Origin of the sequence: Pseudomonas sp. OV226, from assembly GCF_003148705.1 — a bacterium.
GTDB lineage: Bacteria > Pseudomonadota > Gammaproteobacteria > Pseudomonadales > Pseudomonadaceae > Aquipseudomonas.
Genome location: NZ_QGGS01000016.1, coordinates 19,575 through 42,692, shown reverse-complemented (window position 1 = coordinate 42,692; position 23,118 = coordinate 19,575). Strand labels below are relative to the sequence as shown.

Genomic DNA, 23,118 nt, shown 5'->3' with positions numbered 1-23,118 from the left:
GCAATCGCTAGAAAAGGTCGGCCCGGCTGATACAGCGGGCCGTTTTTTTTGTGTTCAAGAAGGGCAGCAATCATGGCCTTTACCGTCGAACTGGAAGAGTGGGCCGGCAGTGTCTGGCACCGTTTCATCACCCGGCACGCCAGCCCGGATTTCCCTGAGGCGCGCGTCGAACTGGACACCCGGCAACGCCCGTTGGCGCTGTTGTTTCGCGCCATGGGCGGCGCCAGTGGCATGGGGGTCGAAGCCGCCAGCGACCGCGACTTGCTGCTGCGGCGCAACTTGCTGCAACAGATCGCCGGCACCTGCAAGCAAGTGCCGTTGGCGTGGTGCGATGAGACTCACCTTCGCCTGCCGTCGAGCCTCGCTGTCTTCCCGGATGCCGCACTGAACGAGGAACTCTATCGTTGGCTCACGTTGCTGGCGGCGCAGGCCGGCCGCATGCGGCATTGGGGGCGGGACAATCAACGCTGGACGCGATTGCTGTTGCAGCGCTACCCGGCGTTGCGCGCCCGGTATAAGCGACTGGTCGATGCGCACCTGCAATTGCGCCCCGATCCGGCGTCCTTGAACCGCAGCGAAGCGGCGCTGGAACGGGCGTTATGCCAGGCGCTACGCGAGCCGGGCAGTGTCGAGCATTTTCCTCGCAGCGAACGGGCCGCGTGGCCGCTGCCCCTGTGGTTGTACCCGCCACAGCATCTCGCCAGTCCACAGACTGCCGAGTTGGGCGATGAATCCGAAGAGTTTCTGGCGACCCCTCCCGGTGAGCAGAAAAGCGGACGCAAGCGCGCCACACGAATCGATGAAAACACCCGTGATGGCGGGCTGTTGATCGTCCGTCTGGAGAACCTGTTCAGCTGGACCGAACACGTTGACCTGGATCGCTGGTCGGACGACAGCGAAGACCCGGATGCGGCCCGAGTGGCGGACGATCTGGACGAATTGACCCTGTCGCGCACACGCCTGCGCAAGGGCGGTGGTCTCAAGCTGCACCTGGATTTGCCGCCGGCCGATGTCGACGATATTCCCCTGGGCGAGGGGATCCGGTTGCCGGAGTGGGACTACCGGAAAAAACGCCTGCAGGACGACTTCGTCAGCCTGCAAATGATGATCCCCCGCGACTGCGAAGCTCAGCCGCTGCCGCCACGGCTCAAGGCCTCGGCGCATCGTTTGCGGCGTCAGTTCGAGCATTTGCGCAACGATCGCCAATGGTTGCGCCAGCAACCCCAGGGCTCGGAACTGGACATGCAGGCCTGGCTGGATTTTCACGTTGAGCGCGCCCATGGCCAGTGCGCCGAACGGGGGCTGTTCATGGAACACCGTCAAACCCGTCGCGACCTGGCGTGTCTGTTACTGGCCGATGTGTCGATGTCGACCGACGCTCATTTGAACGATGAACATCGCGTCATCGACGTGATCCGCGACAGCCTGCTGTTGTTCGGCGAAACCTTGTCGGCGTTGGGTGATGACTTTGCCCTGTACGGGTTTTCCTCGCTGCGTCGTCAGCAGGTGCGCATGCAGGAACTCAAGTCCTTCACACAACGCTATGACGACACCAGCCGGGGGCGCATTCAAGGGCTGAAACCGGGTTACTACACACGCATGGGCGCGGCGATTCGCCAGGCCACGCAGTTGCTCGGCAGCAGCAAGCGGCGCAGCAAACTGTTACTGCTGCTGACAGATGGCAAGCCCAATGATCTGGATTTGTATGAGGGGCGCTACGGTGTCGAAGACACCCGCGAGGCGGTGATGGAGGCGCGGCGCCAAGGGTTGACGCCGTTCTGTATCACGATTGACCGCGAGGCCGGGGATTACCTGCCGTACATGTTTGGTGCCAATGGCTACACCCTGATCCGCCAGCCCGAACAGCTGCCGCTGCGGTTACCGCAGTTGTATCGCCAACTGACTCAGGGTTGAAAGGGGGCCGGCACAGCGCAGCATCAAACGATGCTGCGCGGCAGCCAGAAAAACATCGTCACGCAAAAGAGTGTCAGGGCGATGCAGAACCACAGGAATCGACGCTGACGCCGCTCCCCGGCACGCTCGGCCAGTGCAGGCAGAGGCATGCCACATTGGCGGCAATCACTCTGGTGGGGTGGGTTGCCATGTTGGCAATACAGGCAGGCGGGCATGGCGTTTACTCGAACTGTTCCAGGCGCAGGCGATCAAGAATGGCGATATGGCGGCCGTCCTGAGCAATGATGTTTTCATCAATCAAGCGGCGGATAATCCGCGAAAACGTTTCTGGCTGGATCGAGAGATGACCGGCAATCAGTTGCTTGGCCATCGGCAGCTCGAATTGACTGTCAACGGTTTGCTGGCGCACCAGTTGTGTCAGCAGATAACGCACGACCCGGTGGGTGGCATTCTTCAGTGACAGGGTTTCGATTTCATTGACCCGTTGATGCAGGCGCACGCAGAGCTTGCCGAGCAGCGCAAACGTCAGCCGGCTGTTGCTCTGAAGCAGGCGCATGTAGGTGCTGTTGGATAACCGGTAGAGCTGGGTGGGGCAAACCGCTTCGGCCGAGGCCACATAATTCGGCGTGTCCATCAGCATCATCGCCTCGGCGAAGGTCTGCCGATCGCCGAGGACCTCAAACACTTTTTCCTGCCCGTCAGGTGTCAGGCGGTAGATCTTCACCGCCCCTGCAATCACGAAATAGAACGAGTCGGCCGGCTCGCCCTGACGAAACAACGGTTCGCCTTTGTCGATGCTCAGCAATTGGCTGGTACTCATCAATTCATCCAGCTGTTCTTCATTCAACGGCTCGAACAAATGATGACTGCGCAAAATCTGGTGGTGGACGCGATGAAGCACCATAAAAATTCATCCTGAAGGTTGTGCAGGGGTTGGCGAAAAAATCAGACGAGACCCAAAGACACGCCACTGGCGACGGCCACGACGGAGGTCAACACCACGAACCAGGCCAGTGGCTGGAGGATCTTTTTCATGAGGGCTCCCGGGGATCGAGGTTTCTTGGACTTGCTGGGGCTAGAGCAAGACGCGGGCCATCTCTGCGGGCCCTGATTTAGAGGGGTTTTTATGAGCTGGGGTATAAATGACCCTGAGCGTTAGGGTTATAAAAACCATTTAAGGGTTATTTTTACCCTATTGCTGATCCTTTTGTGGCGAGGGCGCTTGCTCCGCCCCCGCAGGAGCGGCGTTCGCCCTTGAACGGTACGCCCCTTGCACACTTGATCTGCGACAAAGGCAATTGATTAGTGATACCCGATGATGGCCCCCAGGATTGACCTCGCGGGCCAGCAACAAGGTAGAGGAGTGGCTTTATGCAAGTGCTTGACCGCCGTAAAGCGATGGCAATCGCGCCGCTGTTACGTCTGGCCTTTCGGCCATTTTTCCTCGCCGGTTGCGGCTTGGCAGTGCTGGTCATACCGCTCTGGCTGGCAGCCTTTAGCGGTTCGATTGCTGATTGGCAGCCGGCCGGTGGGTGGTTGGGCTGGCATCGCCATGAGTTGCTGTTCGGGTTTGGGCTGGCGATTATCGCGGGCTTTTTGCTGACTGCCGTGCAGACCTGGACCAGTCGCCCCGGTATCAGCGGCAAACCGCTGGCGGCTCTGGCGTTGTTGTGGTTGCTGGCGCGCGTGGCCTGGTTGGCCAATGCGCCGTGGCCATTACTGGCCGTGCTGGAAATGGCGTTTCCGTTAGCAGTGGCGGCACTCATGGGGTTCACCCTGTGGAAGGTGCGGCAGAAGCGCAATTACCCGATTGTCGTGGTCCTGTTGTTGCTGGCTGTGGCTGACGGATTGTCCCTGCTCGGACTGCTCGAAGGCCATGAAGGCTGGCAGCGCCAAGGCGTGCTGACCGGGATCTGGCTGGTGGCGGCGATGATGGGTTTGATTGGCGGGCGCGTCATTCCGTTCTTCACTCAGCGCGGGTTGGGTCGGGTCGAAGGCGTTGTTGCCTGGCCGTGGCTTGATTGGCTGCTGCTGATCGGTTCGCCCCTCGTGGCGTTGTTGTATGCCGCAGGGCCGGCGCTCAACCCCAATGTCTGGTTCGGCCTGTTGTTCGCGGTGCTGGGGGCGGGGCATCTGGTGCGCCTGGTTCGCTGGCATGACCGGGCACTGTGGCGCGTGCCCTTGTTGTGGTCGTTGCACCTGGCGTATGGCTGGTTGGCGGTGGCGTGCCTGGGAATGGCGCTGTGGCATTTCGGCGCGCCGTTGAGCCCGAGCCTGGCGGTGCATTGCCTGACGATAGGGGCGATGGGCGGCCTGGTGTTGGCGATGATTGCGCGAGTGAGTCTGGGGCATACCGGTCGTGCACTGGAACCGCCGTCGGGCATGACCCTGGCGTTCATTTTGCTCAACCTGGCGTGCCTGAGTCGGGTGGTGTTGATTGTGTTTCTGCCCCTGACCGCGTTGTGGCTGGCGGGGCTGTGCTGGACGCTGGCGTTCGCACTGTACGCCTGGCGCTATGGGCCGATGTTGCTGCGAGCCCGGGTGGATGGTCATCCGGGATAATCAGGCAAACGCAGGGAGGTAATCGGTGATGTATCCCTTTCTATTGGTGATCCACCTGTTGGCGGCCATCGCCTTCATCGGCACGCTGTTTTTCGAAGTGGTCATCTGGCACCGCGCGCGCCAGCAGTTGGCGGACACCGCACAAGTAACGGCGGATCAAGCCATTGCCGTGTGTTCGCGCAAAGTCCTGCATGGCGTGGTGGTGCTGTTGTATGGCGCCGGCATCAGCCTGGCGTGGCGTTACCGAGAAGTGTTGAGCCACCCGCTGGACAGCCGCTTTGGCACGTTGCTGAGCCTGAAGATTCTGCTGGCCCTGAGCATCATTGGTCATTACTTGTTGCTGGCGTACTGGCTCAAAAGCGCGCGGCTGACCACGCTCCGCGCCAGCTGGATTCGTCGCAGCATTCTCGCGCACATGGTGGTGATCGTGATCCTGGCCAAGGCGATGTTTTATTGGGGTTGATTGCACGCAGTCGTTCACAGACAAACCCCGCGTCAACCGATGGGTTGGCGCGGGGTTGGGTGTGACGGGTCAATCGATCAGTGGTGTGGGTTCAGGGCGTTAATGAACAACACGTTGTTTTCCAGATGGATGTGCTGCATCAGGTCGTCCTTGAATTCCAGCAGCCCGCGATAGAGTGCGCGCCAGGTGTTGCAGGCATCGGCGGGCGGGGTGATGTGGTGGGTCAGGGTGAGCATCTGCTCAAGGGCCTGGCCATGTTGATCATGTTCGAAGCGCAGTACCTGAATCGGTGGCGCGGCTTGAGCGCCGATGCCTTGTTGCAGCATCGGGAAGAGTACTTGTTCTTCCTTGAGCATGTGGCCTTCGAGTTCCTGCTGCATGTCGGCCAGCAGATCAGCCAGGCCGTTGGGGCAACTGGTGCGGGCGCCGTGCACCTGTTCTACACGGCGGGCCAGGCGGATCAGTTCCGGCAGTTGCTCGCGGTGGCGGGCGTGGTAGCGGGTCAGGAGGTGAGCGATCAACACATGCGAAGGCTCGTTGCGCCAATCGTGCTGGGTTTCGCCGGCGTCTTGCAGGTCCTGCAGGGCGTCAGCAATCAGCAGTGGATCGAGGCCCTTGCCAAGGGTCGCCTCGCGCAGGCTTTTATGCCCGCCGCAGCAGAAGTCCAGATTGAAGGTATGAAAAATCCGGGTGGCACCGGGAATGTCGCAGGCCAGTTGGCCGAGGCTTTGTTCCAGTAGGGTCTGGCTCATCAGGGTTCCTTTATTTGAGTTTCAACGGTTCCCCAGGCTCGTTGCATCCGGCATGCCATATTTAACTGATTGATAACCATGGATTAATTTTTAACTGTGGTGAAAAGTACCCTGACGCTTTAGGGTGAATCCAACCATAGAGGGTAATGACTACCATGTTGCGTGAAAGCCTGGCAGCCGACTTGATCGTCGAGTTGCCCAATGCGGTACGGTTGCAACGACTGGTCCAGACACTGCGTGAATACTTCAACAGCGGTGCCGTGGGGTTGCTGCGTCTGGACGATGACAGCCTCAGGCCGGTGGCGACCGTGGGGCTGGTTCACGAAGCGTTGGGGCGTCGTTTTGTCATCGCTCAGCACCCTCGACTGGCGGCGATCATGGCGTCGCGCGAGCCGGTCTGGTTCGAGCCTGACAGCCGCCTGCCGGACCCCTACGACGGCTTGCTCGACAACCACGTCGGCGAACCACTGCCGGTGCACGACTGCATGGGGGTGAGCCTCTATGTCGAAGGTCGAATCTGGGGGGCGATCACCCTGGATGCATTGCACGCTGGCACCTTCGACAGCCATGCGCACGAGGAACTCAAGCGTTGTACCTTGCAGATCGAAGCGGCCGTGCGGGTGACTCGCCTGGAGCAGGAGATCCGCAGTCTGCGTTTGTCGCGCAGCGATCTCCAGGACCTGCGAGTGCCCGTCGAGGAAGGCGAGATTCTTGGGCAGAGCGAAGCCTTGCACCAATTGCTCAACGAACTGGATGTCCTGGGCGACTCCGATTTGCCGGTGCTGTTGCTGGGCGAGACCGGCGTTGGCAAAGAACTGTTCGCCCGGCGCTTGCATCGACTGTCACGGCGTAGCCACAAGCCGCTGATTCAGGTCAATTGCGCGGCATTGCCCGAGTCGCTGGCAGAGAGCGAATTGTTCGGTCATGTCAAAGGCGCTTTCTCCGGCGCCACCAGTGACCGTGCCGGGCGCTTCGATGCCGCCAACGGGGGCACGCTGTTTCTCGATGAGGTCGGTGAGTTGCCTTTGAGCGTGCAAGCGAAACTGCTGCGCACCCTGCAGAACGGTGAGATCCAGCGCCTGGGCGCGGACAAGCCATTGCACGTCGATGTGCGAATCATCGCCGCCACCAACCGGCACCTGCCCGACAGCATCCGCGATGGCTTGTTTCGCGCGGACCTGTATCACCGGCTCTCGGTGTACCCGGTGCCGATTCCGGCCCTGCGCGAACGCGGTAACGACGTGCTGATGCTGGCCGGGCATTTCCTTGAACTCAATCGGGCGCGGCTTGGCTTGCGCGGCTTGCGATTGTCGCCATCGGCCGAGCGGGCGTTGCTGGCTTATACCTGGCCGGGCAATGTGCGAGAGCTGGAACATGTCATCAGTCGAGCCGCGTTGAAGCAACTCAGTCGCGGCACCAGTCGCACACTGATCATGACGCTGGAGCCCGAAATCCTGGACCTCGACAGTGCGACCGGTGCCCTCGGGGCGGCTGTCGAGCCTGGCCCGGATGTGACGTCGGACCTGCCTTTTCAGCCGCTGGGCGAGGCGGTCGACGATTACCAGCGACAAAAAATACGCCAGGCCCTGAGCCTGTCCGGGGAAAACTGGGCCAGTGCCGCGCGACTGCTGGAAGTCGACCCCAGCAACCTGCACAAACTGGCACGGCGTCTGGGGCTCAAGTAGGCAAGGGCGACGTGGCTTCGACGCTGAGTGTTGATGGTGGTCAAGGTGGGCGTGTGCAGTGCCTCGCACACTGGACAAAACCCTCAGGAGATCACGGTCATGCCTCTTTCCCTGGCACAAATGCGCCGGCAATACACCCACCATGGTCTGCAAGACGACGCGACGATGGACGACCCGCTGGTGATGTTTCGGCAATGGCTGCAACAGGCCCGCGACACCGAGTGTGCTCCTGTCGAAGCCAATAGCATGATGCTGTCGACGGTCGACAGTGATGGGCGCCCGCACTGCCGGGTCTTGCTGCTCAAGGGCTTGAGCGATGAAGGGTTCACTTTTTTCGGCCATTACCACAGCGACAAGGGGCAGCAACTGGCGGCCAACCCCTTTGCCGCCATGACATTTTTCTGGCCGGGACTGGAGCGGCAGGTGCGTATCGAAGGCCGGGTGTCCAGGCTTGACCCCTCACTGTCGGATGCGTACTTCGATTCCCGTTCCATCGGCAGTCGCCTGGGGGCCTGGGCCTCGCCGCAAAGCCGTCCGCTGGCCGATCGGGCAGCGCTTGAAAGCTTGCTGGCGGACACCATCAAACGTTTTGTCGGCCAGACCGTGCCGAGGCCCGAGCATTGGGGCGGCTACTGTTTGCACCCTGATCGCATGGAGTTCTGGCAGGGGCGCGCCGATCGTTTGCACGACCGTCTGGATTACCGCCTGGTCGACGGTCTGTGGCAGCGCAATCGCCTGGCGCCCTGATGTGCATTGAACAGGACGTGTGGCAACGCACGTCTTGATCCTGACGAGGTACCTCCTTGGAGGAATAGGCTCGTTGGCCATTCCGGTTCAGGCTTGGTCATACCCTCATCTACGGGAAGGCTTGAACATGGCCCATCTGACGCAACGCACGTTTCAACCCTTGAACATTGCCGTGCTGACCATCAGCGACACACGAACTTTTGCCACCGACACCTCCGGGCAGACCCTGGCCGATTTGCTGCAAGCGGCCGGTCATGTGCTGATCGACCGAGGCCTGGTGCCGGACGATATCTATCAGATCCGCGCCAAGGTCTCGCACTGGATCGCCGACCCCGAGGTGCAAGTGGTGTTGATGACCGGAGGCACCGGTTTCACCGCTCGGGACAACACGCCGCAAGCGGTGCTGCCGCTGCTGGACAAGCATGTGGAAGGTTTCGGCGAGCTGTTCCGTCAGGTGTCCCTGGCGGAAATCGGCATGTCCAGTCTGCAGTCGCGCGCCCTGGCCGGGATGAGCAACGGGGTGTTGGTGTGCTGTGTTCCCGGCTCGCCGGGCGCCTGCCGCACCGCCTGGAACCAGATCCTGCTGGAGCAACTGGACAGCCGCACCGGCCCGTGCAATTTCGCCCCTCACCTCAAGCCTCAGGCGCAGCAGGTACTTGAGGCCTGTGAGGTGCGCTCATGACGGGGCGGGTCTGCGACAGCGGCCAGTTGATGCCGGTGGACGAGGCCATCAGTCATCTGCTCGACCAGGCACCACCGCCACCCTCGGTGCAGACGATCCCCCTGGAACACGCCTTGGGGCGAGTGCTGGCAGTCGACATTCACTCTGCGCTGAACCTGCCCGCCTGGGACAACAGCGCCATGGACGGTTTTGCCTTCAGGGCCGCCGACCTGCCTGCGGCGGGGGGCTGGCTACCGTTGACTGGACGCATCGCCGCCGGACAACAGGCGTTCTCGCCCTTGGCGGCGAAAACAGCGGTGCGGATTTTCACCGGGGCGCCGCTGCCGCCGGGTGCTGACACCGTGGTGCCGCAGGAGAGTTGTCAGGTCGAGGGCGACAAGGTCTGGTTGCCGCCGGCAACGGTGGGCGATCACGTGCGCAAGGAAGGCGAGGAAGTCCGCCAGGGGCATCTGTTGCTCATGGCCGGCAAGCGCTTGCGCGCCCAGGAATTGGGGCTACTGGCCGGTGCCGGGATTGCCCGGGTCGAGGTGTATCGGCCGTTGCGCGTGTGCCTGTTGAGCAGCGGTGACGAGTTGCGCGAACCGGGTGAATCACTGGCGCCCGGGCAGATTTACAACAGCAATCGGTATTGCCTGTCCGCCCTGTTGCGCGGCTGGGGCGTCGAAGTGCATGACTACGGGGTCATGGCCGATGAGTTGGCGGCCAGTCGGCATGCCTTGAGCCTGGCGTCGTCGGAGTGCGATCTGCTGCTGACCTCGGGCGGCGTGTCGGTCGGCGAGGAGGACCATCTCAAGCGGGCCATCGATGAATTGGGCAGCGTGGATTTCTGGCGGCTGGCGATTCAACCGGGCAAACCGCTGGCGTTCGGCGAGGTGGCCGGCAAGCCGTGGATTGGCATGCCGGGCAATCCTTCGGCCGCGTTGATCACCGCGTTGGTGGTGGTGCGTCCGTTCCTGCTCAGGGCTCAGGGCGTGAGTCAGGTGATGCCGCGCCCGATGGCGCTGCCGGCCGGTTTCGACTGGCTGCAAAGCAACAAGCGTCGACAATATTTGCGGGCCAAACTGGTTCCCGATGCCGACGGGCAATTGCGCGTGGAACTACATCCGCAGCAGAGCTCGGCCATGTTGACGGCGGCCTGCTGGGCCGATGGCCTGGCCATCGTGGAGCGCGAGCATCGGGTGCACAAGCACGACAACGTGGCGTTCCTGTCTTTCGCCGACCTGATGCATTGAGGGCAATTGATTGCCGTCAAGGCCGTCGCCGCCGGTCTCGCTAGACTGGCGGCGCACTCGACACTGCGGGCCTGTCCGAAAGACAGGGCGCGGGTCCGGACGTGTTCCTAGATGAGGATTCCCCATGCAACTGGTCTGCCCGGCAGGCAACCTGCCTGCGCTCAAAGCGGCGGTGCGCCAAGGCGCCGACGCCGTCTATGTCGGTTTTCGTGATGACACCAATGCCCGCCATTTCGCCGGATTGAACATGGATGACAAGCAGTTCGATGCGGCGGTCGAACACATCCGCCAGCATCAACGCAAACTCTATGTCGCGGTCAATACTTACCCGCAGCCCAAGGGCTGGGAGCGCTGGCAGCGCGCGGTGGATCGCGCCGCCGATTTTGGCGTGGATGCGCTGATCGCTGCTGACCCCGGGGTTCTGGCGTATGCCTGCGAGCGCCACCCGCAACTGACCTTGCACCTGTCGGTCCAGGGTTCCGCGACCCATGCCGCGGCGCTGGCGTTTTATGCGCAGCGCTACAACATTCGTCGTGCGGTGCTGCCACGGGTGCTGTCGTTGGCCCAGGTGCGCCAGGTCGCGGCCAACAGTCCGGTGCCCATCGAAGTCTTCGGCTTCGGCAGTTTGTGCATCATGGCCGAGGGGCGCTGCCACCTGTCCTCCTACATTACCGGTGAGTCTCCCAATTTGTGCGGCGTCTGTTCGCCGGCCAAGGCCGTACGCTGGAGCGAAGATGCCGAAGGCCTGAGCGCACGGCTCAATGACGTGCTGATCGACCGCTACACCCCTGACGAATCCGCCGGTTATCCGACCTTGTGCAAGGGACGTTTTCTGGTCAACGGCAAGCGCTTCCATGCGCTGGAGGAACCCACCAGTCTCGACACCCTGGACCTGCTTCCGGAGCTCGCGGCCATCGGGGTTGAAGCGGTCAAGATCGAAGGCCGCCAGCGTAGCCCGGCGTATGTCGAGCAAGTCACCCGGGTCTGGCGCGCGGCCCTCGACACCCATCGCGCGTCACCCAAGAGCTTCAAGGTCAAAGACCAATGGCGCCAGGTGCTGGCCGGTTTGTCCGAAGGCAGCCAGACCACACTGGGTGCCTACCATCGATCATGGCAATAAGGGGCTGAACATGAAGCTGAGCCTGGGACCGGTCCTGTATTACTGGGACAAGGAACAATTGGGGCAATTTTACGCCGAGATGTCGAGCCTGCCCCTGGATGTGATTTACCTGGGAGAAACCGTGTGCTCGAAGCGTCGGGCATTCTCCCTGGATCAATGGCTGGGCCTGGGTCGCGAGTTGCAGGCGTGTAGCCAGGCGCAACTGGTGCTGTCCAGCCTGACCCTGATCGAAGCCGCGTCAGAACTCTCCAGCCTGCGTCGCCTGTGCGACAACGGCGAGTTGCTGGTGGAAGCCAATGACATGGGCGCGGTGCAACTGCTGGCCGAACGCAAGTTGCCGTTTGTGGGCGGGCCGGCGCTGAATCTGTACAACGGTCATGCCCTGACGCAACTGCAAGACAGCGGCATGGTCCGTTGGGTGCCGCCGGTGGAGTGTTCGGCAGCGCTGATTCGCGCAGTGCTTGAACAGGTGCGCGAGCTGGGCCGTGAAGTGCCGCAAGTGGAAGTCTTTGCCTATGGGCATTTACCCCTGGCCTATTCCGCTCGCTGCTTTACCGCCCGGGCAGAAAACCGGCCCAAGGATGACTGCCAGTTCTGTTGCATCAACTACCCCGATGGGTTGGCGCTGAGCAGTCAGGCCGGGCAGGCGTTGTTCACCCTCAACGGTATTCAGACGATGTCGGCCGAGGTGACTAATCTGCTGGCCGATTACCCGGGGCTGGTGGCCAGCGGCGCGGACATCGTGCGCTTGAGCCCTCGGGCCCAGGGCATGGTCGAGGTGATTGAGGCCTGGCAACGGGTGCGTCAGGGCGAGGCGCCACCGCTGTTTGTCGATGGCTGCAATGGCTATTGGCATGGCCAGGCCGGGATGTTGCGTGTTGAGGAGGCTGGCCTGTGCTGAAGCGAAAAAAATGGCTGTTGTACGGTGCCGATCGAGTGCTTCCACTGGTTCGTCGGGTGCCCTTTGTGGTGCAGCGCCTGGCGTTGCAACAGGCGCTCAACCGCTGCCTCGCCGAGCCGTTGCGTGACGGTGAGTTCGACCTGTTGCGCGGTCGCTGGCTGTGCTTGCGCATCCCGGACCTCGGGCTTTGCTGGTACTTGAGTCGATCGCGTGACGGGCTACAGATTGCCGAGCGGGCCGAGGCCGATGTGACCATCAGTGGCAACTGGCGTGAGTTTCTGTTGCTGGCCAGTCGGCAGGAGGACCCGGACACCCTGTTTTTCCGTCGACGCCTGGTCATCGAGGGGGATACCGAATTGGGATTGACCCTGAAGAACCTGATCGACAGCCTCGACCCGGACGTATTGCCTGCCTGGCTGTGGCGCAATCTGGAGCGGGCGGGGAAGGGGTTGGCGGCAGGCTGACCGACACCCATCAACGGAGCGAGCCTGCTCGCTCCGACACGGGTTTTGTTTTGCCCGGCAGGCCTTTTCAGTGGGTTTCGGTTTGCCGGTTTTCAAGCGGCCGGGCATCACTGGCTATCAACTGTTTGATCCCTTCAAACAACTCATCACACTGCGCTTCGGTGCAGTCCTCGGCATAGCGTTTGCGCAGCCCGTAGTGGCTGAGAATCAGGTGCACGTCGGCGTGCAGGCCATGTTGCTTCAAACAGTTTTCGACGCACTGCAAGGGGCAGCCGTCCAGTGCCAGGATCCGGCGTCCCGAGCGTGCCTTGTTGACCAGCGCGCTGACATGCCCACCGACCCCGGCAATGCAGGACATTTCGGCGAGCCCCTGGCGATCCAGGCGCACCGCCAGGGTGTTGGCCAGTTGGGCAACGTTGGAGCAGCCTGAGCAGGAGTAAACCAGAGGCAGGGTGGGTGAGGGCATGAAGGTTCTCCGCAGGTGGACCCGGTCAGTGTGCAAGGTTGTACGCCTTGCGCCTTGATGAGGGTCAAGTCCACCGGTTCAGTTACGGGTGATAAGTCGCCAGTTCGTCTTCCGCGAGGATGCGGATGTTGCGGCGCTCCATGGCGATCAGGCCGCTCTCCACCAGTCGATGCAAAATGCGCGAGAAGGTTTCCGGCTGGATGCCCAGCTTCGAGGCCACCAGGCGTTTGGAGACTTGCAGCACGATCTGGCCGTTGACCGGGTCGCGCTCCTGGAACAGAAAATTGATCACCCGCCGGCTGGCGTTGGTCAGGGTCAGGGTGTCGATGTCCTTGAGGCGCTGATGCAAGTGAATGCTCATGCTCGCCAGGATCGCCAGGCAGACTTTCGGCTGATCTTCCAGGGCGTTGCGATAATGGCTGCCCTCGATGCTGACCAGCACGCAGTCCTTCAGGGCGGTGGCGCTCACCGGGTAAAAACGGATCTGGCTGAACAGCAGGGCCTCGGCAAAGGTTTGCCCGGGCTGGATGATCTCCACCAGGTTTTCCTGGCCTTCTCCGGTGATCCGGTACAGCTTGATCTGGCCGCTGATCAGCAGGAAAAAGCGCTTGGCCGGATCCCCTTGGTGCAGGAGCGTGCTGTGACAACTCAGGCGTTTGAGCGTGGCCAGGCCACAGACTTCTTCAAACACCTTGTCCGGCAATTGCTTGAACAGGTGATGACGACGCAACATTAAAACGGTGGAAGGGTGAGTCAGCATGGCGTACCTCCGCTACCGGTCATGGTAAAGCGTGCTGGCCCCATGGCCTATGCCTCCACCGGACTACCTCCAAAGGGGAATGGTGCTCAGCCTGTGTTGCGCAGATGCTCCATCGCCCACACGGCAGCCTCGACGCGCGAGCGCAGCCCCAGTTTGTGCAGCAGGTTCTTCACATGAACCTTGACCGTGCCTTCGGTGATGCCCAGCTTGTGGCCGATCACTTTATTGCTCAAGCCGCTGGCGATGGTCTTGAGTACCTGACGCTCGCGTTCGGTCAGCTCGACCTCGGCCTGGCGCGGTGGTGAGCGGAGCGCCTGGGCCATGACCCGGGTCAGGCCGGGGCTGACGACCAGCGCGCCGTCCAGGGCATCGCGGATGTACTGAATCAGCAGCTCGGGCTCCATGTCCTTGAGCAGGTAGCCATCGGCGTCCAGGCGCAATGCATCGCGAATATCGTCTTCGGCATCGGAGACCGTAAACAGCAGCACCTTGGCGGTGCAGTGCATGGCCCGCAAGCGTCGCAGGGTTTCAATGCCATTCATTTGCGGCATGTTGTTATCGAGCAGCAACAGGTCAGGTTGCAGCGGCTCGATCATGGCCAGGGCTTCCTCGCCGTGGCCGGCTTCGCCGACAATCAGGAAATCATCTTCAAGTTCGAGCATCTGGCGGATGCCGCGACGCATCATGGGGTGGTCGTCGACCAACAGGATCCGGTATTGCGGGGACGGGTTCATGTGACGCTACCTTTTGTGGGTTGTCCGAGAAACTCCGGTCGGAATTCCATCTGGACGAGGGTGCCCTGAGGCTCCCTGGAAACGATCTGCAACTGCCCGTGCAAGCTGCGGGCACGTTCATTCATGATGGTCAGGCCGTGGTGCTCGCGCTGATCGCAACTGTCGCTGAAGCCCCGGCCATCGTCCTCGATCGACAGCCGCACGATCTCGCCGTCCTGGCGCAGTTGCAGCCAGGCGTTTTGCGCGTGGGCATGGCGCAGGCAATTGGAGAGTGCCTCGCGTGTGATCTGGAGGATGTGGATCTGCTCACTGGCGGACATTTCGAACGCCAAGCTGTCGACCTGCAGGTGTACCTGGAACTCGCCCCGGCGGGAAAACTCCTCGGCGGTTTCCTTGAGTTCCGGAATCAGGCCGGCGTCGTGAATCTGCAAGCGGAAGGTGGTCAGCAATTCGCGTAACTGGCGGTAGGCATTGTTCAGCCCTTCGCGCAGTTCCGCGGTGACGTTTTCCAAGGTTGCCACGGGCTCGCCGCGACGCATCAGGGTCTGCATGCGGCTGACTTGCAGCTTCATGTACGACAGGGCCTGGGCCAGAGAATCGTGCAACTCGCGGGCAATGATGGTGCGCTCTTCGAGCAACAACAGGCGATGGTCCTGCTCGCGTTGACGCTTGAGCGAGAGCGAGGTGCCGATCAGGTTGGCCAGGGCCTGGATCAGTTGGGTTTCCCAGGCTTGCGGGGCGTGCCCATCGATGAAGTGGGCCTTGAGTTCGCCCAGTTCGCTGCCCTGATTGCTGATGCTCAACGTGATCGGGTGGGGTTGAAGATGCTTCTGGCACGTGGCGCAATTGCTGCTGGCGCAGACCTCCCGGTTGCTGGCGCCATGCAGGGCGAGCAATTGCTGGGCCGGGGCCTGCAATTGGCCTTGCAGGCACAGCGACAGGCGCAACCCGGGCAGGCGCGTCTGGAAGCGCCGGATCAATTCGTCCAGGCCCTCGGCGTTGGCCAGGCGTGTGGCCAGGCTGCGACTGCTTTGATACAGCAATTCCAGGGCGGCGTTGGCCTGTTGCAGGTTCAGGGTCTTTTGCAGGACCTGTGTTTCCAGGGTGCGATGAGACTCCTCGATGGTTTCGGCCATGGCATTGAAGCTCATGGCCAACTGTCCCAGCTCGTCTTGAGACTGATGATTGACCCGGGCCTTGAAGTCGCCCCGGCGAAAGCGTTGGGTGGCCTCGACCAATTCCCCCAGCGGGGTCACCACGCTGTATTGCAGTTCGTACAGGCCAATCAGCAGGATGATCATGGTGGTGAACAGGGCCGCCCCCTGTATCACCTGCTGCCAGGTTTGCTTTTGCTCGCTTTGGCGCTGCAACAGGCTGACGAACCGGTTCAGTTGTTCAACGAAGGGCTGGGCGCCGGCCTGAAATGTCGTCGCATCGCCGCGGATCAACGCCGGATGCAAGTCTTCGTTCCAGGTTTGCTGGAGCTGCTGGTAGCTGCGTTGCAAGTCGGGATTGGCGCCGTCGTCCAGCACGGTCTTGAGGGACTGGCTGGTGAGGCGCTGTTGCAAGCTCTGGGCAACGCGGGCGAGTTCTTCGGTGTCGGCCCCCGACGCCAGCTTCCAGCTCAGGTGATAGGTCTCCATGCGCACCGAGCCTGCGGTGTTGATCGCCGCCGCGTCGCCCTGGCTGAACCAGGCGATCAGACCGGCGCTCAGCGAGCTGGCGAGGGCGAGCACGGCAATCAGGATGACCGCGAGCCCTGCGCGCGCGGGCAGGGAACTGCGCAACCAGCGGATCATTCGCGCAGGCCTTGGGTAAACACGTGAAAACCGGCCATGCAGAACTCCAGGGAACAACAGTTGACGGTTTTGCCGCCGAACCCGGCGCACTACCTCTAAAGAGTTGTCGACCGATCGGTGCCAGCAACGCCGTTGAAGTGAAACGGCAAGATGCTGATAAACAAAGGGTTTACAGGTTTTTGCGCACTACCTCCTTGGAGGTAGGCTGCGCAAGCATAGGCTTGTGGGCCTCGGGGCTTCGTTGATCCGGATCAAGTTTTTGCGGGGTTGGCCTCTCTAGTCTGCCGTCATGGCTAATTGACTGGAGAGCGAGATGACTCAACCGCGTGTACGACAAGGCCTGGTGCTGGGCATGAGCACGCTGGCTTTCACCGTGTGCTTCATGGTGTGGATGATGTTTGCCGTGCTCGGCGTGCCCATCAAGGAGTTGCTCCAGCTCAACGAAACCCAGTTCGGCCTGTTGGCCGCCACCCCGGTGCTGACCGGCTCGCTGGCACGCTTGCCACTGGGCCTTTTGACCGACCGCTTCGGCGGGCGCATCGTGTTTTTCCTGCTGATGCTGTCCTGCGTGTTGCCGCTGTACCTGATCAGCCATGCCACGGCGTACTGGCAGTTCCTGGTCCTGGGCCTGTTCGTCGGCCTGGCCGGGGGCTCGTTTTCCGTCGGTATTGCCTACGTCGCCAAGTGGTTCGACCAGGACAACCAAGGCTTTGCCATGGGCATCTTCGGCGCGGGGAATGCCGGGGCCGCCGTCACCAAGTTTCTCGCCCCGGCACTGATTGCCGCCGGTAGCTGGCAACTGGTGCCGAAAGTCTTCAGCGCAATTCTGTTTATCACTGCGCTGCTGTTCTGGTTCCTCAGTTCAGACAACAAGCAGCATCGCAGTGCCTCGGGCGCGAGTCTTCGCCAGCAGCTTGGCGCACTGAAAGACCCGGCGGTGTGGCGCTATTGCCAGTACTACTCGATCGTCTTCGGTGGCTATGTCGCCCTGGCGCTGTGGATGACGCGCTACTACGTGCAGGAATACGGTTTCAGCCTGCAAAGCGCTGCGCTGTTGGCCGCCTGCTTCTCCTTGCCGGGCGGCGTGCTGCGCGCCGTCGGTGGCTGGATGTCCGATCGTTGGGGCGCGCAAAGCGTGACCTGGTGGGTGTTGTGGGTGAGCTGGATCTGCCTGTTCCTGCTGTCCTATCCGCAGACCCAACTGCAAGTGCAAACCGTCAACGGCCCGCTGGATTTCCACATCGGCCTCAATCCCGCGCTGTTCACCGTGCTGCTGTTCGTCATGGGCATCGCCTTCGCGTTCGGCAAGGCCTCGGTCTTCAAATACATCGCCAACGACTACCCGAAAAACATGGGCGCGGTGTCCGGCATCGTCGGCCTGGCCGGTGGTTTGGGCGGCTTTGTCCTGCCCATTCTGTTCGGCGCGCTGATGGACCTGACCGGCGTGCGCTCCTCCTGCTTCATGTTGTTGTACGGCGTGGTCTGGGTGTCCCTGGCCTGGATGTACTTCAGCGAAATACGCCGCCGCCCGCTGCTCGGCAAGCCGCTCGTGGCAAACGCGACTCAGATTTCCAGCATTGCTCAAGGAGACAACCATGTCCGTACTGCAAAAGCCTGACAAGGGGCCGGTCATTCATGACTGGCGCCCGGAAGATCCCGAGTTCTGGGGCCGTAGCGGTAAACAGACGGCGACGCGCAACCTGTGGATTTCCATTCCCGCACTGCTGCTGGCGTTTGCCGTGTGGATGGTCTGGAGCACGGTGATCGTGCGCCTGAACGCCATCGGTTTCAGTTTCACCACTGACCAGTTGTTCTGGCTGGCCGCGTTGCCGGGGTTGTCCGGTGCGACCCTGCGGATTTTCTACTCGTTCATGGTGCCGATTTTCGGCGGCCGCCGCTGGACCGCCCTGAGCACGGCTTCGCTGGTGCTGCCGGCGTTGTGGATGGGGTTTGCCGTGCAGGACCCGAGCACGTCTTACAGCGTGTTTGTGTGGATTGCATTGCTGTGCGGTTTCGGCGGCGGCAACTTCGCGTCGAGCATGTCCAACATCAGCTTTTTCTACCCTAAATCCCAGCAGGGCACGGCCCTGGGCCTGAACGCCGGCCTGGGCAACCTGGGGGTTTCGGTCATGCAGTTCAGTGTGCCGCTGGTGATCACCTTCGGGGTGTTCGGCGTCCTCGGCGGCCAGCCGCAAACACTCGAAGACGGCAGTCAGCTGTGGCTGCAGAACGCGGGCTTCATCTGGGTGCCCTTCATCATTGCGGTGACCTTGCTGGCCTGGTTCTGCATGAACGATTTGTCCAGCGCACGGGCCTCGTTCAGCGAGCAGGCAGTGATTTTCAAGCGCAAGCACAACTGGCTGATGTGCTGGTTGTACCTGGCCACTTTCGGTTCGTTCATTGGTTTCTCCGCAGCCTTTCCGTTGCTGATCAAGACCGCGTTTCCCGAAGTCGTTGCGCTGAAATTTGCCTTCCTCGGCCCGTTGGTAGGCGCACTGGTGCGGCCATTGGGCGGTTGGCTGGCGGACAAGCTCGGCGGTGCGCGGGTCACCCTGTGGAACTTCGTGCTGATGATTGTGATGGTCTTCGGCGTCCTGCACTTCCTGCCGCAGAACGGCACCGGCGGCAACTTCTACGGCTACCTCGGCATGTTCATGCTGCTGTTCATCACCACTGGCGTGGGCAACGGCTCCACGTTCCGCATGATCCCGGTGATCTTCCGCACCCTGCATGAAAAAGCGGCTGCCGGGAAGGCGCCGGAGGTCCGTGAACAGGCCCTGAAAAATGCTGGCAAAGAGTCGGCCGCCGTCCTGGGCTTCAGCTCGGCCATGGGCGCCTTCGGGGCGTTCTTCATTCCCAAATCCTTCGGCACATCCATGGCCCAGACCGGCGGCCCGGAGATGGCCTTCTACATGTTCGTCGGCTTTTACCTGAGTTGCATTGTGGTGACCTGGTGGTGGTACGCCCGAAAAGGTGCTGCGACGCCCTGCTGACAGAAACCGAATCCAAACCTTGCACGGGCGGGGCATAGAACCCCGCAGCAAGCCTGAGAGGAAAGCACCATGAGTCATTTGTTGGATCAACTGCGGTTTTTCAATCGCAAGCAAAGCGAGTTTTCCGAGGGGCACGGGGAGACCCGCAAGGAGTCCCGCGACTGGGAGAATGTCTACCGCTCGCGCTGGCAGTACGACAAGATCGTGCGCTCCACCCACGGGGTGAACTGCACCGGTTCGTGCTCGTGGAAGATTTACGTGAAGAACGGCCTGATCACTTGGGAAACCCAGCAGACCGATTACCCGCGTACCCGCAACGACCTGCCCAATCATGAGCCACGCGGCTGTCCGCGCGGGGCCAGTTACAGCTGGTACATCTACAGCGCCAACCGGCTCAAGTACCCGAAAATCCGCAAGCCACTGCTCAAGTTGTGGCGCGAGGCGCGTCTGAAGCTGGCGCCGGTCGAAGCCTGGGCCAGCATTGTCGAGAACAAGGCCAAGGCCGACTCCTACAAGAGCAAGCGCGGCATGGGCGGCTTCATCCGTTCCAGCTGGGAGGAAGTCAACGAGATCATTGCCGCGGCCAACGTCTACACCATCAAGCAATACGGTCCTGACCGTGTGGTGGGCTTCTCGCCGATTCCGGCCATGTCGATGGTCAGCTACGCCGCAGGCGCCCGTTACCTGTCGCTGATCGGTGGCGCCTGCCTGAGTTTCTACGACTGGTACTGCGACTTGCCACCGGCCTCGCCGATGGTCTGGGGCGAGCAGACCGACGTGCCGGAATCGGCCGACTGGTACAACTCCAACTACATCATTGCCTGGGGTTCCAACGTTCCGCAGACCCGTACCCCCGACGCGCATTTCTTCACCGAAGTTCGCTACAAGGGCACCAAGACCGTGGCCATCACCCCCGACTACTCGGAAGTGGCCAAGCTCACCGACTTGTGGCTTAACCCCAAGCAGGGCACCGACGCGGCGCTGGCTCAAGCGTTCAACCATGTGATCTTCAAAGAATTCCACCTGGACAAGCCGAGCGCCTATTTCACCGACTACGCCAAACGCTTCACCGACCTGCCGGTGCTGGTGCTGCTCAAATCGATGCTCGGTGTTGCGCCGGGTGCCGGGTATCAACCGGATCGCTTCTTGCGGGCCTCGGACCTGACCGACAACCTCGGCCAGGAAAACAACCCGGAATGGAAAACCATCGCCCTCGACGCCAGCGGCGAACTGGTCTCGCCGCTAGGCTCGATCGGTTATCGCTGGGGCGAGCAGGGCAAGTGGAACATCCAGGCCCGTGAAGGCGGCGAGGGCCGTGAAGTCGATCTGACCCTGAGCCTGATCGGTGGTGAGGTCACGGAAGTGGCGTTCCCGTACTTCGCCGGTGAATCCCAGGAATACTTCCAGCACGTCGCCGGCGATGCCGTGCAGTACCGTCGTGTGCCGGTGCGCAGCCTGACCCTGGCGGATGGCAGCCAGGCCAAAGTGGCCACCGTGTTCGACCTGTCGGCCGCCAACCTGGCCATCGATCGCGGCCTGGGCGGCGCCAACGTGGCCAAGGACTACAACGACGCCAATGTGCCCGGCACCCCGGCCTGGCAAGAGCAGATCACTGGCGTGAGCCGTGAGAAGGCGATCCAGATTGCCCGTGAGTTTGCCGACAACGCCGACAAGACCCGTGGTCGCTCGATGATCATCGTCGGTGCGGCGATGAACCACTGGTACCACATGGACATGAACTACCGCGGGCTGATCAACATGCTCATGCTCTGCGGTTGCGTCGGCCAGACCGGTGGTGGCTGGGCGCACTACGTGGGCCAGGAAAAACTCCGTCCGCAATGCGGCTGGCTGCCCCTGGCGTTCGGCCTGGACTGGAGCCGTCCGCCACGCCAGATGAACGGCACCAGCTTCTTCTACGCCCACAGTTCCCAGTGGCGCCACGAGAAGATGAGCATGCACGACGTGCTCTCGCCGCTGGCAGACAAGAGCCAGTTCCCCGAGCATGCGCTGGACTACAACATCCGCGCCGAACGTGCTGGCTGGTTGCCGAGCGCGCCACAATTGAACACCAACCCGCTGCACATTTGCCGTGACGCTGCTGCGGCCGGCATGGCGCCCAAAGACTACGTGGTCAAGTCGTTGCACGAAGGTTCGCTGCGTTTTTCCTGCGAACAGCCCGACAGCCCGGTCAACTTCCCGCGCAACATGTTCATCTGGCGCTCCAACCTGTTGGGGTCGTCGGGCAAGGGCCATGAGTACATGCTCAAGTACTTGCTGGGCACCAAGAACGGGGTGATGAACGAGGACATCGGCAAGGTCGGCGACTGCAAACCGACCGAAGCCGAGTGGGTAGACGAGGGCGCCATCGGCAAGCTCGACCTGGTCACCACTCTGGACTTCCGCATGTCTTCGACCTGCGTCTATTCCGACATCGTGTTGCCGACGGCCACATGGTACGAAAAAGACGACATGAACACCTCGGACATGCACCCCTTCATTCACCCGTTGTCGGCAGCCATTGACCCGGCCTGGGAATCGCGTTCCGACTGGGAAATCTACAAGGGCATCGCCAAGTCGTTCTCCGAAATGGCGGTCGGTCACCTGGGTGTCGAGCAGGACCTGGTCACCGTGCCGTTGATGCATGACAGCGTCGGCGAACTGGCCCAGCCTTTCGGCGGTACGGACTGGAAAAGTGAGGGCGTGGCGCCGCAACCCGGCAAAAACGCACCGAACCTGCAAGTGGTGGAGCGCGACTACCCGAACATCTACAAGCAGTTCACCTCCTTGGGGCCAATGCTTGAGAAGCATGGCAACGGCGGCAAGGGCATCAACTGGAACACCGAGGAAGAAGTGAAATTCCTGGGCGAACTCAATTACCGCGAGCGCGAGCCCGGGATCAGCCAAGGGCGGCCGAAAATTGAAACGGCCATCGATGCGGCCGAGGTGATTCTGTCCCTGGCCCCTGAAACCAATGGCCATGTTGCCGTCAAGGCGTGGGCCGCACTGTCGGAATTCACCGGCATCGACCACAGCCACCTGGCACTGCCCAAGGCGCACGAGGCGATTCGCTTCCGCGATATTCAGGCGCAGCCACGCAAGATCATTTCCAGCCCGACCTGGTCAGGCCTGGAAGACGATCACGTCAGCTATAACGCCGGCTACACCAACGTTCATGAAGCGATTCCATGGCGCACCATCACCGGCCGCCAGCAGTTCTACCAGGATCACCCGTGGATGCAGGCGTTCGGCGAGCAACTGATGAGTTACCGCCCACCCGTCAACACGCGGACCATCGAAGGGGTGAAGGGCAAGCGCAGCAATGGCGAAACCGAAATCGTCCTGAACTGGATCACGCCGCACCAGAAATGGGGCATCCACAGCACCTACAGCGACAACCTGCTGATGCTCACGCTGAGCCGTGGCGGACCGATTGTCTGGCTCTCGGAAATCGACGCAAAACGTGCCGGTATCGAGGACAACGACTGGATCGAATGCTTCAACGTCAACGGTGCCCTGACGGCCCGGGCGGTGGTCAGTCAGCGGGTCAAGGAAGGCATGGTGATGATGTACCACGCCCAGGAACGGATCGTGAACGTGCCGGGTTCGGAAACCACCAAGACCCGTGGCGGCCATCACAACTCGGTCACCCGGGTGGTGCTCAAGCCGACCCACATGATCGGCGGCTATGCCCAGCAAGCCTACGGTTTCAACTATTACGGCACGGTCGGTTGCAACCGCGACGAGTTCGTCGTGGTGCGCAAGATGGCCAAAGTCGACTGGCTCGATGGTTCGACCGGCGATGATCTGCCGCGTCCCCTGCCGACCGAGATGGATTGAGGAGTTG

The 23,118-nt window shown here is 61.7% G+C and carries 20 protein-coding genes; 13 read left to right on the top strand and 7 right to left on the bottom strand.

Annotated elements, in window-relative coordinates; genetic code table 11:
* The first annotated feature begins 72 nt into the window (after positions 1–72).
* Positions 73–1,914 carry a nitric oxide reductase activation protein NorD gene (locus C7534_RS21985; RefSeq protein WP_109787021.1) on the top strand — a complete coding sequence of 614 codons (1,842 nt, stop codon included), beginning with the start codon at positions 73–75 and terminating at the stop codon, positions 1,912–1,914.
* Positions 1,915–1,937: 23 nt separating this feature from the next.
* On the opposite strand, the gene C7534_RS21980 is transcribed toward C7534_RS21985, so the two are convergent.
* Positions 1,938–2,129, bottom strand: coding sequence for a hypothetical protein (locus C7534_RS21980; protein WP_046028089.1), 192 nt, complete (start codon positions 2,127–2,129; stop codon positions 1,938–1,940).
* Positions 2,130–2,134: 5 nt separating this feature from the next.
* The gene (locus tag C7534_RS21975) at positions 2,135–2,818 is read right to left on the bottom strand and encodes a Crp/Fnr family transcriptional regulator (RefSeq protein WP_046028087.1); all 684 of its coding nucleotides are present in this window, start codon (positions 2,816–2,818) and stop codon (positions 2,135–2,137) included.
* Between the two features lie 467 nt (positions 2,819–3,285).
* On the opposite strand from C7534_RS21975, the gene C7534_RS21970 reads away from it, so the two are divergent.
* Together C7534_RS21970 and C7534_RS21965 are read left to right on the top strand one after the other, a co-directional pair.
* Entirely contained in the window at positions 3,286–4,476 is a 1,191-nt protein-coding gene (locus tag C7534_RS21970) for an NnrS family protein (protein ID WP_109787020.1), read from the top strand.
* A gap of 28 nt (positions 4,477–4,504) precedes the next feature.
* Positions 4,505–4,939: a hypothetical protein gene (locus C7534_RS21965; protein ID WP_109787019.1), complete on the top strand. Its 435-nt coding sequence runs from the start codon at positions 4,505–4,507 to the stop codon at positions 4,937–4,939.
* 77 nt (positions 4,940–5,016) lie between these two features.
* Here C7534_RS21965 and ytfE read toward each other — a convergent pair whose 3' ends face one another.
* Complete coding sequence (ytfE, locus tag C7534_RS21960; protein ID WP_046028084.1) at positions 5,017–5,691, bottom strand: iron-sulfur cluster repair protein YtfE; 675 nt, start codon at positions 5,689–5,691, stop codon at positions 5,017–5,019.
* A 155-nt stretch (positions 5,692–5,846) separates the two neighbouring features.
* On the opposite strand from ytfE, the gene norR reads away from it, so the two are divergent.
* The 7 genes from norR to ubiT all read left to right on the top strand — a co-directional run bounded on the left by norR (position 5,847) and on the right by ubiT (position 12,522).
* The gene (norR, locus tag C7534_RS21955) at positions 5,847–7,376 is read left to right on the top strand and encodes a nitric oxide reductase transcriptional regulator NorR (protein ID WP_046028272.1); all 1,530 of its coding nucleotides are present in this window, start codon (positions 5,847–5,849) and stop codon (positions 7,374–7,376) included.
* Positions 7,377–7,475: 99 nt separating this feature from the next.
* A complete protein-coding gene (pdxH, locus tag C7534_RS21950; protein ID WP_109787018.1) occupies positions 7,476–8,123 on the top strand; it encodes a pyridoxamine 5'-phosphate oxidase in 648 nt (215 codons plus the stop codon).
* Positions 8,124–8,250: 127 nt separating this feature from the next.
* Entirely contained in the window at positions 8,251–8,805 is a 555-nt protein-coding gene (gene moaB / locus C7534_RS21945) for a molybdenum cofactor biosynthesis protein B (protein ID WP_046028081.1), read from the top strand.
* Positions 8,802–10,037, top strand: a complete 1,236-nt coding sequence (locus C7534_RS21940) for a molybdopterin molybdotransferase MoeA (protein WP_109787017.1) — start codon at positions 8,802–8,804, stop codon at positions 10,035–10,037. The genes moaB and C7534_RS21940 overlap by 4 nt, the downstream gene beginning before the upstream one ends.
* Before the next feature lie 124 nt (positions 10,038–10,161).
* A complete protein-coding gene (ubiU, locus tag C7534_RS21935; protein ID WP_077430427.1) occupies positions 10,162–11,157 on the top strand; it encodes a ubiquinone anaerobic biosynthesis protein UbiU in 996 nt (331 codons plus the stop codon).
* Positions 11,158–11,167: 10 nt separating this feature from the next.
* Positions 11,168–12,058 (top strand): U32 family peptidase, encoded by an 891-nt coding sequence (locus C7534_RS21930; protein ID WP_046028078.1) that lies wholly within the window; start codon positions 11,168–11,170, stop codon positions 12,056–12,058.
* The gene (gene ubiT, locus C7534_RS21925) at positions 12,052–12,522 is read left to right on the top strand and encodes a ubiquinone anaerobic biosynthesis accessory factor UbiT (RefSeq protein ID WP_109787016.1); all 471 of its coding nucleotides are present in this window, start codon (positions 12,052–12,054) and stop codon (positions 12,520–12,522) included. The genes C7534_RS21930 and ubiT overlap by 7 nt, the downstream gene beginning before the upstream one ends.
* Positions 12,523–12,589: 67 nt before the next feature.
* Here ubiT and C7534_RS21920 read toward each other — a convergent pair whose 3' ends face one another.
* From C7534_RS21920 to C7534_RS21905, 4 genes are all read right to left on the bottom strand, one after another.
* Entirely contained in the window at positions 12,590–12,988 is a 399-nt protein-coding gene (locus tag C7534_RS21920) for a putative zinc-binding protein (protein ID WP_046028075.1), read from the bottom strand.
* Between the two features lie 82 nt (positions 12,989–13,070).
* Positions 13,071–13,748 (bottom strand): Crp/Fnr family transcriptional regulator, encoded by a 678-nt coding sequence (locus C7534_RS21915; protein WP_046028074.1) that lies wholly within the window; start codon positions 13,746–13,748, stop codon positions 13,071–13,073.
* Between the two features lie 86 nt (positions 13,749–13,834).
* Positions 13,835–14,482 carry a two-component system response regulator NarL gene (gene narL, locus C7534_RS21910; RefSeq protein ID WP_109787015.1) on the bottom strand — a complete coding sequence of 216 codons (648 nt, stop codon included), beginning with the start codon at positions 14,480–14,482 and terminating at the stop codon, positions 13,835–13,837.
* Positions 14,479–16,281, bottom strand: a complete 1,803-nt coding sequence (locus C7534_RS21905) for a HAMP domain-containing protein (RefSeq protein ID WP_109787014.1) — start codon at positions 16,279–16,281, stop codon at positions 14,479–14,481. The genes narL and C7534_RS21905 overlap by 4 nt, the downstream gene beginning before the upstream one ends.
* A 313-nt stretch (positions 16,282–16,594) precedes the next feature.
* Between C7534_RS21905 and C7534_RS21900 the strand changes: the two genes are divergently transcribed.
* The 3 genes from C7534_RS21900 (at position 16,595) to C7534_RS21890 (ending at position 23,111) form a co-directional block, all read left to right on the top strand.
* Positions 16,595–17,899 carry an MFS transporter gene (locus C7534_RS21900; protein ID WP_046028070.1) on the top strand — a complete coding sequence of 435 codons (1,305 nt, stop codon included), beginning with the start codon at positions 16,595–16,597 and terminating at the stop codon, positions 17,897–17,899.
* Positions 17,877–19,274 (top strand): NarK family nitrate/nitrite MFS transporter, encoded by a 1,398-nt coding sequence (locus tag C7534_RS21895; protein ID WP_046028069.1) that lies wholly within the window; start codon positions 17,877–17,879, stop codon positions 19,272–19,274. Before C7534_RS21900 ends, C7534_RS21895 begins: the two co-directional genes overlap by 23 nt.
* A gap of 69 nt (positions 19,275–19,343) precedes the next feature.
* Complete coding sequence (locus tag C7534_RS21890; RefSeq protein WP_109787013.1) at positions 19,344–23,111, top strand: nitrate reductase subunit alpha; 3,768 nt, start codon at positions 19,344–19,346, stop codon at positions 23,109–23,111.
* Positions 23,112–23,118: the final 7 nt, after the last annotated feature.